The 18,672-nt window shown below is 32.2% G+C and carries 15 protein-coding genes; 7 read left to right on the forward strand and 8 right to left on the reverse strand.

The window, feature by feature from the left end:
- Positions 1-731: 731 nt before the first annotated feature.
- From ABMY20_RS15505 to ABMY20_RS15525, 5 genes are all read left to right on the forward strand, one after another.
- Positions 732-1,748, forward strand: a complete 1,017-nt coding sequence (locus ABMY20_RS15505) for a hypothetical protein (RefSeq protein ID WP_349265762.1) — start codon at positions 732-734, stop codon at positions 1,746-1,748.
- The gene (locus ABMY20_RS15510) at positions 1,748-2,677 is read left to right on the forward strand and encodes an STING domain-containing protein (RefSeq protein ID WP_349265763.1); all 930 of its coding nucleotides are present in this window, start codon (positions 1,748-1,750) and stop codon (positions 2,675-2,677) included. Before ABMY20_RS15505 ends, ABMY20_RS15510 begins: the two co-directional genes overlap by 1 nt.
- A 103-nt stretch (positions 2,678-2,780) precedes the next feature.
- Positions 2,781-6,179: a transcription-repair coupling factor gene (mfd, locus tag ABMY20_RS15515; protein ID WP_349265764.1), complete on the forward strand. Its 3,399-nt coding sequence runs from the start codon at positions 2,781-2,783 to the stop codon at positions 6,177-6,179.
- Between the two features lie 259 nt (positions 6,180-6,438).
- Complete coding sequence (locus ABMY20_RS15520) at positions 6,439-6,732, forward strand: GIY-YIG nuclease family protein (RefSeq protein WP_047788038.1); 294 nt, start codon at positions 6,439-6,441, stop codon at positions 6,730-6,732.
- A 301-nt stretch (positions 6,733-7,033) separates the two neighbouring features.
- Positions 7,034-7,894 carry a DMT family transporter gene (locus tag ABMY20_RS15525; RefSeq protein ID WP_349265765.1) on the forward strand — a complete coding sequence of 287 codons (861 nt, stop codon included), beginning with the start codon at positions 7,034-7,036 and terminating at the stop codon, positions 7,892-7,894.
- Here ABMY20_RS15525 and ABMY20_RS15530 read toward each other — a convergent pair.
- Complete coding sequence (locus tag ABMY20_RS15530) at positions 7,891-8,976, reverse strand: hypothetical protein (RefSeq protein WP_047788036.1); 1,086 nt, start codon at positions 8,974-8,976, stop codon at positions 7,891-7,893. The two genes, ABMY20_RS15525 and ABMY20_RS15530, sit on opposite strands and share 4 nt — an antisense overlap.
- Positions 8,977-8,988: 12 nt before the next feature.
- Entirely contained in the window at positions 8,989-10,086 is a 1,098-nt protein-coding gene (gene dprA, locus ABMY20_RS15535) for a DNA-processing protein DprA (RefSeq protein ID WP_349265766.1), read from the reverse strand.
- Between the two features lie 95 nt (positions 10,087-10,181).
- Between dprA and ABMY20_RS15540 the strand changes: the two genes are divergently transcribed.
- Both ABMY20_RS15540 and ABMY20_RS15545 read left to right on the forward strand, forming a co-directional pair.
- Positions 10,182-11,072, forward strand: coding sequence for an SPOR domain-containing protein (locus ABMY20_RS15540; RefSeq protein ID WP_349265767.1), 891 nt, complete (start codon positions 10,182-10,184; stop codon positions 11,070-11,072).
- 59 nt (positions 11,073-11,131) lie between these two features.
- Entirely contained in the window at positions 11,132-11,644 is a 513-nt protein-coding gene (locus ABMY20_RS15545) for an acyl-CoA thioesterase (protein ID WP_047788033.1), read from the forward strand.
- A 6-nt stretch (positions 11,645-11,650) separates the two neighbouring features.
- On the opposite strand, the gene ABMY20_RS15550 is transcribed toward ABMY20_RS15545, so the two are convergent.
- Genes ABMY20_RS15550 through ABMY20_RS15575 form a run of 6 tightly spaced genes read right to left on the reverse strand, consistent with a single transcriptional unit; the run spans position 11,651 to position 18,459 of the window.
- Positions 11,651-12,685, reverse strand: a complete 1,035-nt coding sequence (locus ABMY20_RS15550) for an AI-2E family transporter (protein WP_073182341.1) — start codon at positions 12,683-12,685, stop codon at positions 11,651-11,653.
- A 54-nt stretch (positions 12,686-12,739) separates the two neighbouring features.
- Entirely contained in the window at positions 12,740-13,957 is a 1,218-nt protein-coding gene (locus ABMY20_RS15555) for a peptidoglycan DD-metalloendopeptidase family protein (protein ID WP_173359029.1), read from the reverse strand.
- 2 nt (positions 13,958-13,959) lie between these two features.
- On the reverse strand, positions 13,960-14,727 hold the full coding sequence (locus ABMY20_RS15560) for a DUF4292 domain-containing protein (protein WP_047788031.1): 768 nt from the start codon (positions 14,725-14,727) through the stop codon (positions 13,960-13,962).
- Between the two features lie 20 nt (positions 14,728-14,747).
- Positions 14,748-15,746, reverse strand: coding sequence for a tetratricopeptide repeat protein (locus tag ABMY20_RS15565; protein WP_349265768.1), 999 nt, complete (start codon positions 15,744-15,746; stop codon positions 14,748-14,750).
- On the reverse strand, positions 15,724-16,740 hold the full coding sequence (locus ABMY20_RS15570; protein ID WP_047788030.1) for a sugar phosphate nucleotidyltransferase: 1,017 nt from the start codon (positions 16,738-16,740) through the stop codon (positions 15,724-15,726). The genes ABMY20_RS15565 and ABMY20_RS15570 overlap by 23 nt, the downstream gene beginning before the upstream one ends.
- Positions 16,741-16,797: 57 nt before the next feature.
- Positions 16,798-18,459 carry an ABC transporter ATP-binding protein gene (locus tag ABMY20_RS15575; RefSeq protein WP_159488671.1) on the reverse strand — a complete coding sequence of 554 codons (1,662 nt, stop codon included), beginning with the start codon at positions 18,457-18,459 and terminating at the stop codon, positions 16,798-16,800.
- Positions 18,460-18,672 lie beyond the last annotated feature (213 nt).

The following is an 18,672-nucleotide window of genomic DNA, read 5'->3' on the forward strand; positions in this document are numbered from 1 at the left end:
TTGAAAGAGGAAATATTACAATATATTTATTATTATAATCAAGAAAGACCACACCAAAGTTTAAATGGTGTGGCTCCTAATATTTTTAACCAAAATTGTCAACGAATTAGTTAACCTTTACAATTTCGACCGCAGGGAGAAATCTCACTCACGAGAGTCAGAAACACTCTTGAAAGTACCCAACACACATCCATAAGATTTCTCAGTCGTCACCTTCTTCGAAATGACGTGTAAGTTGTCATTTCGACCGCAGGGAGAAATCTCACTCACGGGAGTTACAAATACACTTGAAAGTGCTCAATACACAATTATAAGATTTCTCACTTCCGTTGCACTCCAGTTCGAAATGACGTTGAAGTTGCATGGTGTCCTGTCATTTCGACCGCAGGGAGAAATCTTTTTAAAGAGAGTTACAAATACTCTTAAAAGCTACAAACACCCTTACAAACTCACACACAAATAAATAACACTTGCCTCCCTCCTCTTTTTTTACTATGTTTAACACGCTAAAAAAGTAAAAAGTAGTACCACCCCTTATCTCAACTATTTTTTTATTTAAAAAGTAACAACAAACACTTCTTTATGGATTACCGTAAAGAATAGTGGTTGTATACACTTAATTTAGGCGTAAAAAGAAACATAAAATATGTCTTTATATAATTATGTGTAGTAGTATAACGATGTGTTTTATACAGAAATAAATAAATTAGTAACAAGATAAAACAAACTGAATGGCTATAGACTATGAGAAAAGATTACAGAATCTAAGTGCAAGAAGATTTGATAATGAATTGAACGAATCGATTCTTACAAAATCTTTCAGTTCAACCAGTATTCCAAAGAACATTAAATACCTAATGGAGTCAATGGTTAGAATAGATAAAAAATATAATGATAAAACTATTGAAGCAGCTAACAGAGTTCAAAAACATTTAGAAAATAACTATGACTTACATTTTTCAAGAGCATACAGAACACAAGGCTCAGTTACCACTTCGACAAATATAAAAGTGCATAGTGATTTTGATTTACTTACTATTATCGATAGGTATCATTATACAGGAGTTGGAGTTCCAAATGACAATCCTTATACTGATTCAGAACCGAATTCAGATATTAAAATTCTAAGGAGACAATCTGAAAAAATAATGGAGGATATTTATGATGAAGTCGATAAAACAGGAAAAAAGAATATTTCTATTTTTAATAAATCTCTAAATAGAAAAGTTGATATAGTTTTTTGTTTTTGGTATAATTCAAAAAAATATACAGAAACATCAAGCGAATATTATAGAGGAATATATTTGTTTGATTTCACGAAGGATGAGAAAATTTTGGACTATCCTTTTGCGCATATTAATCAAGTTAACGCAAAAGGAGACAATACGAATGATGGTTCAAGAAAAGGAATTAGGCTTTTAAAAACACTAAAAGCTGATGCAGATATAGATTTAAGTAGTTTTCATTTAACAACAATAGTTCACTCAATAAGTGATAGTGAATTATACTATTATAGAGGTAAAGAAATAAATATAGCTAAAGCAATAAGTAACCAATTAGAGAAATTAATTAATAACGGAGAATACCGTAGAAGCATTGAAAGCCCAAATGGAACTGAAAAACCATTGAAAGATGATACTGTTGATGGAATGAAAAAGATAAAGGCAGATTTAGACGAGTTAATTGCAGATGTCCATAAGGAACTTTATTTAGGTTATTTTGAAAAAGGAGAATTAATATATTCATAATGAGAAAAAGGAGAATTTTTATAGGTTCATCATCAGAAGAGCTTGATCTTGCAAATGCTGCTAAATCAATACTTGAAAGAGATTTTGAAGTAACAATTTGGAATGATAGTGTATGGGATACTTCCGTATTCAAGATAAATAATAACTTTTTAAATGATTTACTAAGGGCATCTTTACAATTCGACTTTGGTCTGTTGATTGGAACAACAGATGATGAAGTTAAGTATCGAGGAGATTCCGTAATGCAACCTAGAGATAATGTATTGTTTGAATTAGGTCTTTTTATAGGTCGTTTAGGTTTATCAAAATGTGCTTTTGTAATTGATAAGGAATTAAAAGTCTTATCGGATATTAAAGGGATTTCGCTTGCTCGCTTTGAAAAATCAGATGCACCAAGCTTTGTTTCAGCTATTAGTCAAGTAAGTGAACTTTTCAGAAATCAAATTGATTCAGACATTAATTTCTTTCCTTCTTCCACACTTGCATCTGGTTATTTCGAAAACTTACTGTTACCAACTTGTAAATATATTATTGAAAAAGATGGTTTTGAATATGATGGTATAAAATACAATGACTGCAAAGTAAAGGTGATTATACCAAATAGATTGAATTCAGATGTTAATCTTCAATTTGCACAACTGAAACGAGATTTTCAGACTAAAAATGTTTCATTTGAATATGCTGGCAGACCAAGAAATATAAGTTTAGATACAGAAATAAAGGACAATAAATTAATTTTTATCGATTTCCCTACTACATTATCTGGAATAAATTATGCTATCTCAAATTTGCTTCCAAATGATTTTAATTCAATGAGTGCTGATTACGATGCTATAATCAACAGAGAAATTGAACGATTTATTTATACCTTAAAACAATTGGCTTTAAGGAACGGAATAGATTCATTAATAGAAATAGAGAGAATATAAATTCAACAACCAAACCAAGTAATTACTCAAAGTCTAGATTGTCAAAAACAAACTTTTCAAACAAAAAATAAACCTTCGTACATTTGCGTAAAATTTTTGTACGTTGAGCAAGCAAGCAATTGTAAACCACTACCAACAATCTGAGAATGTAAATCAGATTGTCAGTCAGCTTCAACAAGATCCACATCATTTTCAACTAACGAATTTGGTCGGTTCTTCGTTGTCTTTTGTCATTTCCGAAACTTTTAAACAAGCCGATAAACCTTACTTGTTAATTTTTAACGACAAGGAAGAAGCTGCTTATTATCTAAACGATTTAGAGCAGTTATTGGGCGATAAAAACGTGTTGTTTTATCCGGGTTCGTATCGAAGACCGTATCAGATAGAAGAAACCGACAATGCCAATGTACTTTTGCGTTCAGAGGTGTTAAACCGTATCAATTCTCGTAAAAAACCTGCGATTATTGTTACCTATCCTACTGCCCTGTTCGAAAAGGTAGTCACCAAAAAAGAGCTGGAAAAAAACACACTTAAAGTGGTGGTGGGCGAGCAAGTATCGCTCGATTTTGTCAACGAAGTATTATTCGAATATCATTTTAAACGTGTCGATTTTGTAACCGAACCAGGAGAGTTTTCGGTACGTGGTGGAATTATCGACGTGTTTTCGTTTTCACACGACGAACCCTATCGTATTGAGTTTTTTGGTGATGAGGTAGACAGCATCCGAACTTTTGATGTAGAAACGCAACTTTCTAAAGAAAAACTGAAGAAAGTGAGCATTATGCCCAATGTAGAAAACAAAACACTACAAGAAAGCAGAGAAAGCTTTTTAAAATACATATCAGCAAAAACCGCTGTTTTCGTTAAGAATTTAGATTTACTAAGTGATTCACTAGATAAATTCTATCGAAAAGCAGAACTATCGTTTAACGAATTATCTACCGAAATCAAACATGCAAAACCCGAAGAACTGTTTTGCAACGGAGAACTCATACGTAATCAACTACAAGATTTTACAACGGTTGACATCGGTAAAAACCGTCATTCTGAACGAAGTGAGAAACCGCAAGGTTCAGCGGAGCTAAATCTCACTAACGTAAGCATCAACTTCGATACCCACCCACAACCGTCTTTCAACAAAAAATTCGACCTGTTAATTCAGAATTTCAACGAATTTTCAGCCAAAGGATTTACCAATTATATCTTATGTTCTAACGAACAGCAAGCACAACGTTTCCACGATATTTTTGATGACCACGAAGAAGCTAGTACTGAGCGTAGTCGAAGTAAAGTTTCTTATGAAACCATTGTGTTTCCGTTGTATCAAGGATTTGTGGATATTGATAGTAAAATTGTTTGTTATACCGATCATCAAATCTTTGAGCGTTATTACAAATTCCGACTCAAAAACGGATACGCAAAAAAACAATCTATCACCCTACAAGAGCTCACCAAATTAGACGTAGGTGATTATGTAACCCATATCGACCATGGTATTGGAAAATTTGGAGGACTTCAAAAAATAGATGTAGAAGGCAAAAAGCAAGAAGCTATCAAGTTAATTTATGGCGATCGCGATATTTTATACGTGAGCATTCACTCGCTACACAAAATTTCCAAGTTTAACGGAAAAGACGGAAAACCGCCTAAAGTATATAAACTAGGGTCGAATGCTTGGAAAAAAGTCAAGCAAAAAACCAAAGCTCGTGTAAAACATATTGCGTTCAACTTAATTCAGCTATACGCAAAACGAAAACTACAAAAAGGATTTGCTTTCGGACCCGATACGCACATGCAACATGAGTTGGAAGCGAGTTTCTTATACGAAGATACGCCCGATCAATTTTCTTCTACTCAAGAAGTAAAAGCCGATATGGAAAAAGAACAACCCATGGATCGTTTGGTATGTGGTGATGTTGGTTTTGGAAAAACAGAAATTGCCATTAGAGCGGCTTTTAAAGCGGTAGATAACGGAAAACAGGTTGCGGTGCTTGTACCAACTACGGTTTTGGCATTTCAGCACTTTAAAACCTTTTCTAAGCGATTAAAAGACTTTCCGGTTACGATTGACTACCTAAACCGTTTTAGAACCACAAAACAACGCAAAGGCGTGTTAGAAGGGGTTGCTGATGGAAGTGTAGATATTGTGATTGGAACGCACCAGTTAACCAATAAAGCAGTCCAGTTTAAAGATTTGGGATTGTTGGTTATTGATGAAGAACAAAAATTTGGGGTAGCAGCAAAAGACAAACTAAAAACCATTAAAGAAAATGTAGATACGTTGACTTTAACGGCAACGCCAATTCCGCGTACTTTACAATTCAGTTTAATGGCGGCGCGAGATTTATCGGTGATTAAAACGCCACCACCTAACCGTCATCCCATAGAAACCAACGTGATTCGCTTTAGTGAAGAAACCATTCGCGATGCGATTTCGTATGAGATTTCTCGTGGTGGACAGGTGTTTTTTATCCATAACCGTATTGAAAACATCAAAGAAGTAGCAGGATTGTTACAACGTTTGGTGCCAAGTGCAAAAATTGGCATTGGACACGGACAAATGGAAGGAAAAAAGTTAGAAGAACTCATGCTTGGTTTTATGAACAATGAGTTTGATGTGTTGGTGTCTACCACGATTATTGAAAGTGGATTGGATGTACCGAATGCGAATACGATTTTCATCAACAATGCGAATAATTTCGGACTGTCGGATTTACACCAAATGCGTGGTCGTGTAGGGCGTTCAAACAAAAAAGCCTTCTGTTATTTTATCACACCACCGTATCATCATATGACCGATGATGCACGTAAACGAATTCAGGCATTAGAGTTGTTTTCTGATTTAGGAAGCGGATTGAACATTGCCATGAAGGACTTAGAGATTCGTGGTGCTGGAGATTTATTAGGTGGAGAACAAAGCGGATTTATCAACGATATTGGTTTTGATACCTATCAGAAAATCTTACATGAAGCCATTGAAGAACTCAAGGAAAATGAATTCAAAGACTTATATCCTACGGATGAAAATGCGCCAAAAGAGTATGTAAAAGAGGTACAAATTGATACCGATTTTGAAATTCTATTCCCAGATGATTATGTGAATTCAGTTACCGAACGTTTGAGTTTATACAACAAATTAGGAACTTTAACTACGGAAGAGGAATTACAAACCTTTGAGACTGAAATTATCGACCGTTTTGGAGAATATCCAACCCAAGTTGCCGATTTATTAGACAGTGTTCGTATTAAATGGTTGGCAAAAGAATTAGGTTTAGAAAAGGTGATTTTAAAGCAAAAACGCATGTTAGGGTATTTTGTATCCGATCAGCAAAGTGCTTTTTATCAAACTGAATCATTTACCAAAATGTTGAGGTATGTACAGCAAAATCCGAAGAGTTGTGTAATGAAAGAAAAGAAAACCAAAAACGGATTGCGCTTACTCATCACGTTTATTAAAATTGATAGTGTACACAAGGCGTTAGAAACCTTACAGAAAGTATAAAACGTCATTTCTCGCTCGCAATGACGGTACAAAGAAGTTGTCAGTTCGAGTGGTTTTCACGATTGGAATGAGTGAAAATTGTATCGAGAACTAGTTTGTATACATCTCGATACAAATTTCTTCCTTCTATCGAAAAAGAAATTCACTCGATGTGACAATGTAAACTCATAACCAAAATATGGGCACGCTACTTCAGCAATAAAGGAATAAAGAATTGTCATTTTTGTAAAAAGTAACTAGTTTGTTGAAAAATTTTAAAATGAAAATATACTTTGTTTACATATTACAATGTTCAGATAAAAGTTATTATACAGGAGTAACTTCCAACCTTTCTCAACGAATATTTCAGCACCAAAACGGAACTTTTAAAGATAGTTACACTTCAAAAAGAAGACCTGTTGAATTGGTTTTTTATTGTGAGTTTACTAATGTAGAAATGGCTATTGAAAAAGAAAAACAAATTAAAAAATGGTCAAGATCAAAAAAAGAAGCTCTTATAAATAACGAGTTTGAAAAACTACCGAACTTAGCAAAGAAGAAGTTTAATAATTAAGCTTTGTCAGTTCGAGTGGTTTTCACGATTGGAATGAGTGAAAATTGTATCGAGAACTAGTTTATAAGCATCTCGATACAAATTTCTTTCCTCTATCGAAAAAAGAAATTCACTCGATGTGACAATTAAATTCACAACTGGAAGATTGCTTCATTTCCACTTCGATTCCGCTCAGTGTCCATTCGCAATGACGAGAACAAACAAAACGTCATTTTGAGCGGTAGCGAGAAATCTCATTCAATTGAGTAACTCATCTTCTTAAGATTTCTTCCTCTGGTTGAAATGACATACATTTACCCTCATGCAAACTAACCATATAAAAAACCTTTCAGGGCTATTATTAGCTACCTTATTCATCAGTACATCGGGTGTGTTAGGTAAGTATATTGCAATGCCTTCAGAAGTTATTGTGTGGTTTCGTTCGGTGATTGCTATGGTGATTTTGTATGTCTTTTGCCGATTCAAAAAGATTGATTTAACCATACAATCAAGAAGGCACTTGTTCCCTTTTTTAATGGGGGGAATTTTTATGGGTGCACATTGGATTACGTATTTCTATGCGTTAAAACTGTCCAATGTAGCTATTGGAATGTTGTCATTGTACACCTTTCCAGTAATGATTGCGTTTTTAGAACCCCTGTTTTTAAAAATAAAATTCAACCCGATTCATATTGTTTTAGGGTTGATGGTGTTGCTAGGTTTATACATTCTAGCCCCTGATTTTGATATTAAAAACACACAAGTACAAGGCGTGTTATTTGGCTTGCTTTCTGCATTGTGTTATTCCATCAGAATTTTGATTTTAAAGCAGTACGTACAACAATACAACGGAGTAATGTTGATGTTTTATCAAGTGGTAATAATTACCATAACTTTAGTTCCCGTTTTATTTTTTATGGATGTTTCAGAATTTCAAGAGCAACTCCCCTATTTACTATTATTAGCCTTGTTAACTACGGCTATCGGACATAGTTTAATGGTACATTCACTACAGTTTTTTTCGGCATCAACCGCAAGTATAATTAGTAGCATTCAACCTGTTTTCGGAATTTTGTTAGCGTTTATTTTCTTAAACGAAATTCCCACGTGGAACACGTTTATTGGTGGAAGCTTAATTTTAGCAACAGTGATTATTGAAAGTATTCGAAGTAGAAAAGGCTAGTGTAATCTTTGCTGTTGTTGAATAATGGTTTTCATACTCACATCTTCGTAATTTCTACGAACAAAAGTTAATGCACTGTCTAAAACCTCTCCCATACCATCACTATCTCTAAAATTAATATCTCCTGTAAATTCAAAAATTTCTGATTTTAATTGTTCGATATTTTTTGGTATAGAAATATTATCTGATTTCATAGCGGAAAGCAAACGATTCAATCGAGAACGAGAACCTAAAATTCTTTTAGCAACAATTGATCGCTCTTCTATTTGATATTGCTCAATAGATTCTGAAGTAAGCTTATCTCCTACCAGTTGAACGAGCTTTAAATTTTCTTTAAAAAACTGTGGATAATACACTTTAAATTTACCTTCGTAACATTGCTGGTCAAAATCTATCGGACGAATTTTATACACAACATTTTCAAAATCGTGTGTAGGTACTACTACGTAGTTATACGAACGCATATCGCCCAACAAACGAATCATACAACGCTCGTTAAATTTAACAAACTCTTTAGCTAGTTGTGCTTTTTCAATGTCTAAACAATCATCTAAATAATCATTGATAAAAACATCACCAGGAATTCCTGATATATGCTCTTCTATCAACGTGTCTTCATATACCAAAAAGTTTAGGTTGTAAGGAGATAAAATATCCTCTAACTCTAGTCCGTAAATACGAGAAGCATCGGTTTTCTTTACGTAAAAATAGGTGTAGTTATCATTTAAAATATTTCGAATTTTTATACGAAAAGGTTTAGAGTTACCAAACGTACAAAAATCGATAGCATCAACATTCAAATGCTTAATACTGGCGTCAGAACCGTTAGAGTGTAAGATATTATATACTTTTTTTAGGTATAAATCAATTTCAGCCCGCTCAAACTCATTATAAAAAACGCGTATCCATAAGGTATCATTATCGTGTTTATCATACACAGCAACCGAACCTTGAAAACGCAACAAATCATCATAAAAAATAGGAATTTTTATAGTTCTGTTATGTCTTTTTAAGTAGTTTCCTAGTTTTTTGGTAACAGGAAAAGCTGGTTTTTTTTGTGATATGAGTTTATATTCTGACATGCTTCAAAGGTACTAAACTTCAAACATTTTTCCGGGTAAAGGTTTTATAACCCCTTTTAATTCCATTTGAACCAAAATAGAGGATAGTTGATAAGTAGGAAGATTACAATCTAACGCAATAACATCTAACAACTGTTTACCATTTTGTTGTAAGTAATTGTGTATTTTTTGTTCGGTTTCATTCAAATCAACAAAAAGCTTGTTTTGAATAGGTGCCGAGGCTCTCGGCAGATCCCAATTAAGCATTTTTACAATATCTTCAGAAGAGGTTAATAAATGTGCTTGATTGTTTTTAATGAGGTTGTTACAACCTTTGCTATATATATCGGTTGCTCTACCCGGTAGCGCAAACACATCACGATTGTACGAATTGGCAATATCAGCAGTAACTAACGACCCTCCTTTTTTAGCAGATTCAATAATAATGGTTGCTTTAGATAGCCCAGCTACAATACGATTTCGTTTTAAAAAATTTTCTCTCATAGGTTGCTCATCGTGCCAAAACTCGGTAATAAAACCACCATTCTCATTTACTTGATGAATATATTTTTTATGTGTTTTTGGGTATACTTCATCCAATCCGTGTGCTAAGACAGCAATAGTTTGCAGGTTGTTTTTTATTGCAGCTTTGTGTGCGCAAATATCTACTCCATAAGCAAAACCACTTACAATTATAGGATTGTATTCTTTTAAGTCTTTAATAAGTTGATTGCAGAAATCGCGTCCGTACGAACTCATTTTCCGAGTTCCTACAATCGAAATAATTTTATCATTGTTTAAGTTGAGGTTGCCGTCTTTAAAAAGTAAGATTGGAGCATCAATACAATGTTTTAGCTGTTGCGGATAATTGTCATCTAAAAAATAAGAAAAAGTAGTGTTGTTTTGTTGAATATAATACAGCTCCTCCTCTGCTCTTTTCAGGTTACTTTCATCAAAAAGATATTGAGTTACATGAGTTCCTATTCCGTTAATTTTATGGAGTACATTTTTCTTCTCTAAAAATACTTGTTCAACACTTCCTATAGAGGTAATTAGCCTTTTTGCCAAAATATCACCTATGTTTTTAGTTGCTTGTAAACGTAAAATAGCAAGTAATTTTTCTGTATTCATGATAGCAATAATTTGAGTATCAATATACAAAAAACTGTTGATAAAAATTACAAGATTACTTGAAAGTAATTCACTAAAAAACTATATTTGTTATTATGACATTAGCCAACTACATTAACGATTTATTATATAGATACGATTGCGTAATTGTTCCTAATTTTGGAGGATTTGTAACCAATAAAATAGGTGCTAGAGTAAATACAACTACTCACACTTTTTATCCGCCAAAAAAACAACTCACGTTTAATGCATATTTACAGCATAATGACGGTTTATTGGCAAATTATATAGCTTCGAGTAAAAATATTTCTTTTGAAGAAGCTACTGCTTTTATTGCAGAGGAAGTTGCACAATGGAAAGAAAAGTTAGCAACAGCAACCATTACTGTTGCTTCTGTAGGAAGCTTGTCATTAAACGAGGCAAAACAAATTATTTTTGAACCAAATCCATCAAGTAACTTTTTAAAAGAATCTTTTGGATTAGCTGAGGTTTCAACACCTTCTGTAGAAAGAGTAAAAGAAGTAACAATTAAGTCATTACCTACTACTAAAGAAAACAGAAAAACAATTCCGTTGTATTTAAAAAGGACTGCCGCTGCAGCTGTTTTTGTAGGAATTGCCTATGTGGGTTGGAATGGTGTTCAAAATCAACAACAAGTATTAGCAAATCAAGAAGAAGCTGTTGAGAAGAAAATTCAATCAGCAACTTTTGTAATAGAGAATCCGTTACCAACAATTAACTTAAACGTTAGTAAAGAAGATAGAAACTTTCATATCATAGCTGGAGCTTTTCAAGAAGAGCATAATGCTGAAAACAAATTAACAGAGTTAGAAGATAAGGGCTATGATGCTTCTATTGTTGGAAAGAACAGATTAGGCTTAACTCAAGTAGCTTTTGCAAGCTATGCAACTAAAGAAGAAGCTAGAAAAGCTCTAGAAATTATTAAAGAATCTGTTAGCGAAGACGCTTGGTTGTTGGTTAAATAAACTACATTTATTTTAGGTAGATTTTTTTGTTGCTGTATCTTTGCATCAAAATTTAATTGATGAGAGCAAAATCACCAAGAGAATCGTTAACTGTACTTACCGATTTAGTTTTACCAGGAGAAACAAATTATTTAGATAACCTTTTTGGAGGAGAGTTATTAGCTCGTATGGATAGAGCTTGTAGTATTGCTGCACGCCGTCATTCGAGAAGAATTGTAGTAACAGCCTCTGTAAATCACGTAGCCTTTACCAAATCGGTACCTGTAGGAAGTGTGGTAACTTTAGAAGCAAAGGTTTCACGTGCTTTTAAATCATCAATGGAGATTTATGTAGATGTTTGGATTGAAGATCGTCAATCGGGTGAAAAAACGAAGGTAAATGAAGGAATTTATACGTTTGTTGCTGTTGATGAAACAGGAAAACCAGTACCAATTCCTCAAATTGAACCAGAAACCGAATTAGAGAAACAACGTTATGAAGCTGCATTACGTAGAAAGCAATTAAGCTTAGTTTTAGCAGGTAAAATGGATCCTAAGGAGGCTTTGGAGTTGAAATCTATTTTTATGGATTAAAATCGTTTATATGTCATCAACATTGCCATTTTCTGATAGAAAGATGGCAATGTTTTTTGTTTTTTCAAACTGAGAGAAAATAATAATCATAATTACTGTAATTGGTACCGATAATATCATACCAGTTATTCCCCAAATTTCTCCCCAAACAGCTAAAGAAAGTATTGTTACAAGTGGGCTTAAGTTTAGCGACCTTCCAAAAACTTTTGGTTCTACAACATTACCAACAATAACTTGAACGGCTCCTACTGCTATAGCAACAATTAAAAAAGGAGCAAACTCTCCAAATTGTATTAGGCAAAAAATAGCAGGAAAAGCTGTAGCTACCAATGAACCAATAGTTGGTATATAATTTAAAAGGAAGATTAAGAAAGCCCAAAAAGGAGCGCCATCTACTCCAACCATTAATAAAATAAAGTAGCTTAAAACACCTGTTAGTAGGCTTACATATGTTTTTAATCGTAAGTAATTAGAAATAGAGGTTTCTACTTTTTTTAAAATTGCTTGAAAACCTTTTGAATTCTCTGAGGTATCTAAAAAAACCTTTTGTAACTTTTTTTTAAAGTTACTTTCCTCTAAAAAGATAAATAAAGCATAAATTATTATCATAAAGGTATCACCGAGCAAGCTGCTGATTCCGTTTGCGATATCACCTAAAACAGAGCCATAGTCAAAATCTCCAATAACAGATTTAAGTGATGTAACAATATCTATATGAAAGTAAGCATTAAAACGCTTTATAATAGCATCAATATTTGGTTCATATTTTGAATATGATGTGGTTAAGTTTGAAATACTATTTGTTATAATTTCAGAAATAAAACCAAAACCAAGTATAATTAATGTAAATACAAAAACATTACTTAACCAAAATGGAATAAATCGTTTTGCAAAAGGTATTCTATATATTGTTTTTCGGATTTCACGTGTTAAAAACCAAAAAATAATAGCAAAAATAAAAGGAATTAAAATCCCTTTGCCAATGACTAATGTTGCAATAATTGCTACAGTTACAATAATAAAGTTTGATGCGTTTTTCACACGTTTAAATTTGGTTACAATTTAAAAATAAAATTTATAACTGTTTTTTTGGTGTTATGAGCGAATCCATTGTGCAGGGTTCAATCGGTTTCGGTCTTTATACAACATAAAACTAAGTTGTGTTTTACCTGTTACTTTGTTAGTGAATACTTTTCCTAGTTTGTCGCCAGTTTTAACAGCATCACCTTTTTTTACATAAACTTCTTTTAACTTATTGTATGCAGAAATATAGTTACCATGTTGTACTAAAACTGATTTTCTTCCATCAGGATGTAATTGAATAACTAAAACTTTTCCGTTAAAAATACTCTTTACATCGGTATTTGCTTTGGTTGCAATGTATAACCCGTGGCTATTGATAGTAATTCCAGGAAATGTAGGGTGTGGTTGAACTCCATATTTTCGTGTAATAACACCTTTAACTGGCCAAGGTAAATTACCTCTATTTTGCTCAAAGTTAGCAAGTAAAGCTTTTTCTTCGGCATTTAAAATAAAACCAGAGCTTTTGGTTTTACCTTTTGTAGTTTTTTTGCCTTTGTTTGCTTTAGCAATAGCATCTCTAATTAACTTATCAATTCTGGCAGCAATTCTTTTTTCTTCTCGTTGTTTCTTTTGTAAATCGCTTTTGTATTTTTTCTCTTCTTTTTTAATTTTAGAGATGAGTTTTTCTTGGTTTTTCTTATCGTCTTCAATTTCTTTTTTCTGACTTTTCTCGTCAGAAAGTAACGCTTCTTTTGATTTTTTTTGCGCAGTTAACGAGTCGTTTAGTTGTTCTACTTCTTTCGCTTTAACTATAATTTCTTCTCCTTGTTTTTTTCTGTAGTCTTTATATTGTTGCATGTATTTTAATCTCTTATAAGCTTGATAAAAGCTTTCTGAAGACAATAAAAACATGGTTTTACTTTGTTGCGATTTACTTTTGTAAGATTTAACGACCATATCTCGATAGTCATTTTTTAATTTTTCTAGCTCGTCATTATATTTTTTTAATTGCTGCTCGTTTGTATTGATTTCTTGAGAAAGTAATTTTGTCTCTAACTCAATAGTTTCAATTAAACGCTCTCTAACACTTATTTTTTGGTTTAAATCTTTTAAATCGTCTAAAGCACTAGTCTTTTTTTTCTTTGTTGTGAACAAAAGATTATTAACTAGCTCTATTTCATTTTTAAGTTTCTTTCGCCTATTTTCAAGCTCTTTCCTACTTTGAGCAAAAGAAGAAATTCCTACAAAAAATAGGCATAAAAAAGAGATGTAAAAAATAGGGTACTTCATAATTATAATTGAATTTCTTTATAACCGTTAGGGATATTAAAACTTACATTTAACTTAGTGTTATATTCTACTGAACGAGTTGTAATATCAATAATAGTAAACTTATTTTTTTCTTTAGCTCTTATGTTAATTTTTTCAGGAAAAAAGGTAGTGTTTTTCTTATGATATTTTGGATAACTAATGTCTAAACGTTGGTCTTTTAACGAGTTTACTATTAATTGCTTGTTTAGTTTAAAGTGTTTAGGGTTTACATAAAAAAATAAGTCGAATAAAGTAGGTTGTTTTTTAGGAGACAATTGATATGATTTTTCTTGAATTTGAACTTCTTGACGTTCAGATTTTACATCCATCAACGCCTCACCTAATAACATGCTTTGTAACTGTTTAAAATTAATATCGGTTCCTAATAATTTTTTTAGCATCATAAAATCTCCATCAAAGTAGCTTTTTTCATATGGAGAGTAAAATTGCACTTTGGTAGGAGTGATTTTAGCTTTAAAAATAGAGATGATTTTGGTTCCTTTCAACCAAATAACTTCGTCTTTTTTAATCTTCATTCTTACTGAAAAGCCTAAACTTTCTTTATTGTTTTTGTAATTAACTTTTAAACGAGCATCTACCGTTTTTTTGTCAAAATTTGAGGCAATATGTTTTTTAGCTACTTTGCGTGCCGATAATTCTTTAATAACGACATCACCAGTAACGTTTTTGGTAGATTTACATGAAGTTAAACCTAAAAATAATATAAGTAATAAAGTGGTGTATTTCATAAATTTTATACTAACGAAACCTATTTTAAAATCTTTTCAGCTTTGTTTTTATAAGAATTGGCTTTTTTAATATCATTCAATCCTTGGTAAGCTTTAGATATTTCTAAGTAAAATTTAGCTTCTATTTCATTATTGTCAATAACAAAATCAATGCCGTTCTGTAAGGTTTCTATTGCTTTTTTATAATCTTTATTGTTATTAAACGCTTTTCCGTTCATTAAATATACAAAAGGTTGCGCAGGAAAAAGAACTAAACCTTGTTCACTGTATTTTAATAAGTCAGTATCATTGTTTGCGGCCAACTTATCTAGTAACGTTTTTAAATTGGTATAAGATTTTTCTTTCTCAAAAAGTGATTTTGGATCAAGGTTTTCAGTGATTTTTTTTGGTTGTGCCTCGGTTGTTTTTCGAGCATTTATTTTTCTTTCAATAGAGCGAAGTCTGGCATTTAATAATTTAGCTTCTTTTAACTCTGTTAATACTTTTTTAGCAGAGGTAACATCTTTGTTTTGGAGATGTAAGAAAACAAGTAACTGTTTTTTCTTTGGGTTTGTTGTAGCTATTTTTTGTTGCGTAATAATAGCGTCCTCAAAATCAGCTAACTTTCTTAAAATAAACACTTTGTGTTTAAGCATCCAAACATTATTAGGTTCTGTTTCTAAAGCTAAATCAATGTAAGATAGAGCTTCAGGATTTCTACCTAATTTTTCATAGTTTTTAGAAAGTTCAAATAAAACAGCTTTATTATTTGGAAGTATTCTGTTACACTCTTCTAAATTTTGTATAGCTTTTTGGTAATTAAAAATAGCTTTGTTTGAAAGCGCTTTAAAAAAATATTGTTGAAATTCAATATTGTTTTTTTCAGCAATGTTAATTGATGCTGGAATGCTATCTTGAGCGTTTAGAAAGTATGAAAAGAAGAGAAAGAAAAAAGACAGTATTGCTTTAGAAAAAAACTTTTTTTCTCTTTTCTCTCTTCTCTTTTCTATTGAGTTTTTATGTAAGTTCTGTATAATCACCTATACTTACCGATGTATAATTAGCATTGTATTTTGCATGGTTACCAACCATAGCATTATCTAAATTGGCATTTGAAATATGCACGTTTGTTTGAATTAAAGAATTAGTAATTGTTGAGTTTTCAACAACACTGTTTTCACCAATTGAAACAAAAGGACCTATTTTGGTGTTTTTTAACACTACATTTTTTCCAACATAACAAGGTTGAATAATTTCAGCGTTCTCTAATACAACGTCTTCAGATACTAAATTGTTGCCGTCTGCTTGTTCAAAGCCTAAAACTTGTTTGTTGGTATCTACTGTAGGGTCTTTCTTACCGCAATCCATCCAAGTATTTACTTTTCCAGGAATAAACTTGGCTCCTTTTACTTTTAAAGCTTCTAGAGCTTCTGTTAGTTGATATTCACCAGAAGGTCTGATATCATTATCAATTAAATATTTTATCTCTTCTAATAATTTATCGGCATCTTTAAAATAATAAATACCAATAATTGCTAAATCAGAGACAAATTCTTTTGGTTTTTCAACAAAATCAGTAATAAATCCGTCTTTTAATTTTACTACACCAAAAGCACTAGGATCTTCTACTTGCTTCACCCAAATAGCCCCATCAGCGTTAGCATCTAATGTAAAATCAGCCTTAAATAAGGTATCGGCAAAAGCCACCACACAAGAACCTCCTAATGATTCTTTAGCACAATAAATAGCGTGAGCAGTTCCTAATGCTTCTTCTTGGACGTATACAGAACCTTTTGCTCCTAAGTTTTCGGCTATTTTTATTAATTTATCTTTTGTATCTGCAGGAAACCCTTTAGAAGCAGGTCCAATTATAAAAGCAATTTCCTCTATAGGTTGATCTACAACAGAAGTGATATCTTCCACTAATCGTTGTACAATTGATTTACCAGCAATAACTGTTAATGGCTTAGGAGTTGTTAATGTATGAGGTCTTAAACGAGACCCAATTCCTGCCATTGGTACTATAATCTTCATATTCTTTCTTTTCGTTTTTAACGGTGCAATATACCATTAATAACGCAGTGAAAAAAGTTACAGCCCTTTTGGGATGGCTTCTATTAAAGTTTGGGTGTATTTTGTCTTTGGATGTTGGTAAATTTCGTCAGCATCAGCTATTTCTTCAATTCTACCCTTGTTCATTACAACTAATTGATCTGCCATGTATTTTACCACAGATAAATCATGAGAAATAAATATATAAGTAAAATTAAATTCTGTTTTTAATTGATTCAATAAGTTTAATACTTGTGCTTGCACTGATACATCGAGTGCAGAAACCGATTCGTCACAAATAATTAGTTTTGGTTGTAGAGCTATAGCACGAGCAATTCCTATACGTTGGCGCTGTCCGCCAGAAAATTCATGTGGGTAACGATTAAAGTGAGTTGCTTCTAAACCTACTTTTTCTAATAAGTTGCAGACATATTCTTTTCGCTCTTTATTAGAATTTAAAATGTTATGAACTTTCATCGGTTCTAAAATAGCATCACCAACAGTAATTCTTGGATTCAATGAAGAAAACGGATCTTGAAATATAATCTGAATTTCTTTTCGAAGTTTTTTAAAGTCTTTTCTCGAGAGTTTAGTAATATCTTTTCCGTTATATAGAATACTTCCCGAAGTGGCTTTTTCTAGTTGTAAAATAGTCCTACTTAAAGTGGTTTTTCCACAACCACTCTCTCCTACTAGTCCTAAAGTTTCACCTTTATAAATCTTAAAAGAAACGTCATTGACGGCTTTTACAACAGTTGGTTTTGAAAACCATGAAGCATTGCTGATAAAATCTTTATGCAAATCAATAATTTCTAACAACGGAGGTTTATTATATATTGTTTGATGAAAAGCAGTGCGCTCCTCATTTGTATACACTGTAGAGTTTATAGTTTCATTAATAAAATCGTTAACTGTAGGTAAAGTTTTTAATCGTTTTTCTGTATTTGGTTTTGAGTTGATTAAAGCTTTTGTATAACTTTCTTTTGGGTGTAAAAAAACATGATTAGCACTTCCCTTTTCTACTATTTTTCCTTTATGCATTACCACAACAGAATCTGCAATTTCAGAAACCAATGCTAAATCGTGTGAAATAAAAATAATTCCCATTTCAAACTCTTGTTGTAGTTCTTTCAAAAGTAAAATAATTTCTTTTTGTACGGTTACATCCAATGCTGTTGTAGGCTCATCAGCAATAAGTAATTGTGGCTTGCAGGCAATTGCCATAGCAATCATCACACGTTGCTTTTGCCCGCCACTTATTTGATGAGGATACGAATCGTAAATAGTTTCAGGTCTGGGAAGTTTTACCTTTGAGAATAAGGAAATAACTTCCTCCTTAATTTCTTGATTAGATAATTGTGTATGCTGTTGTAGCATTTCAGCAACTTGAACACCACAAGTTAATGTAGGGTTCAGAGAACTCATAGGTTCTTGAAAAATCATGGCTATTTGGTTACCACGTATTTTTTGAAAATCTTGCTCATTAAAACCCAACAAAGATTGTTTGTTAAAAAGTATCTCCCCTCTTATGGAAGCAGTTTTAGGAAGTAATCCTAAAATAGCTAAAGAACTTATTGATTTTCCACTACCGCTTTCACCAACAATTCCTAGTATTTTGTTTTTTTGAAGGCTAAAAGAAACTTGTTGAACTATGGGTAGAGAGTTTTTAAAGGATATTTCTAAATCTTTAACTTGAAGCATTAATTATAAATTTTAATAAAAATACGATTAATATTTCCATTTTCTTTCCTTGAAAGAAGATTTTGCTATAACTATTTGATAGTGAGTAATAATAAAAAACTTTCTCTATATCCTATAAAACCTAGTGTTTAATTGGTGTAAAACAATGTTTTTGTTTTGTAAAGTGAATATAAACAGTTAATTAACTATTTTAAATTGATATTTTTTTATCTT

Source organism: Tenacibaculum sp. SSH1-16 (assembly GCF_040104435.1).
GTDB lineage: Bacteria > Bacteroidota > Bacteroidia > Flavobacteriales > Flavobacteriaceae > Polaribacter > Polaribacter mesophilus.

What these genes read in the sequence shown, in the direction of transcription:
- ABMY20_RS15540 (WP_349265767.1), top strand. Translation starts at nt 10,182, where the DNA reads ATGACATTAGCCAACTACATTAACGATTTATTATATAGATACGATTGC.
- ABMY20_RS15555 (WP_173359029.1), bottom strand. Translation starts at nt 13,957, where the DNA reads ATGAAGTACCCTATTTTTTACATCTCTTTTTTATGCCTATTTTTTGTA.
- ABMY20_RS15530 (WP_047788036.1), bottom strand. Translation starts at nt 8,976, where the DNA reads ATGTCAGAATATAAACTCATATCACAAAAAAAACCAGCTTTTCCTGTT.
- dprA (WP_349265766.1), bottom strand. Translation starts at nt 10,086, where the DNA reads ATGAATACAGAAAAATTACTTGCTATTTTACGTTTACAAGCAACTAAA.
- ABMY20_RS15545 (WP_047788033.1), top strand. Translation starts at nt 11,132, where the DNA reads ATGAGAGCAAAATCACCAAGAGAATCGTTAACTGTACTTACCGATTTA.
- ABMY20_RS15560 (WP_047788031.1), bottom strand. Translation starts at nt 14,727, where the DNA reads ATGAAATACACCACTTTATTACTTATATTATTTTTAGGTTTAACTTCA.
- ABMY20_RS15510 (WP_349265763.1), top strand. Translation starts at nt 1,748, where the DNA reads ATGAGAAAAAGGAGAATTTTTATAGGTTCATCATCAGAAGAGCTTGAT.
- ABMY20_RS15520 (WP_047788038.1), top strand. Translation starts at nt 6,439, where the DNA reads ATGAAAATATACTTTGTTTACATATTACAATGTTCAGATAAAAGTTAT.
- ABMY20_RS15525 (WP_349265765.1), top strand. Translation starts at nt 7,034, where the DNA reads ATGCAAACTAACCATATAAAAAACCTTTCAGGGCTATTATTAGCTACC.
- ABMY20_RS15575 (WP_159488671.1), bottom strand. Translation starts at nt 18,459, where the DNA reads ATGCTTCAAGTTAAAGATTTAGAAATATCCTTTAAAAACTCTCTACCC.
- ABMY20_RS15570 (WP_047788030.1), bottom strand. Translation starts at nt 16,740, where the DNA reads ATGAAGATTATAGTACCAATGGCAGGAATTGGGTCTCGTTTAAGACCT.
- ABMY20_RS15505 (WP_349265762.1), top strand. Translation starts at nt 732, where the DNA reads ATGGCTATAGACTATGAGAAAAGATTACAGAATCTAAGTGCAAGAAGA.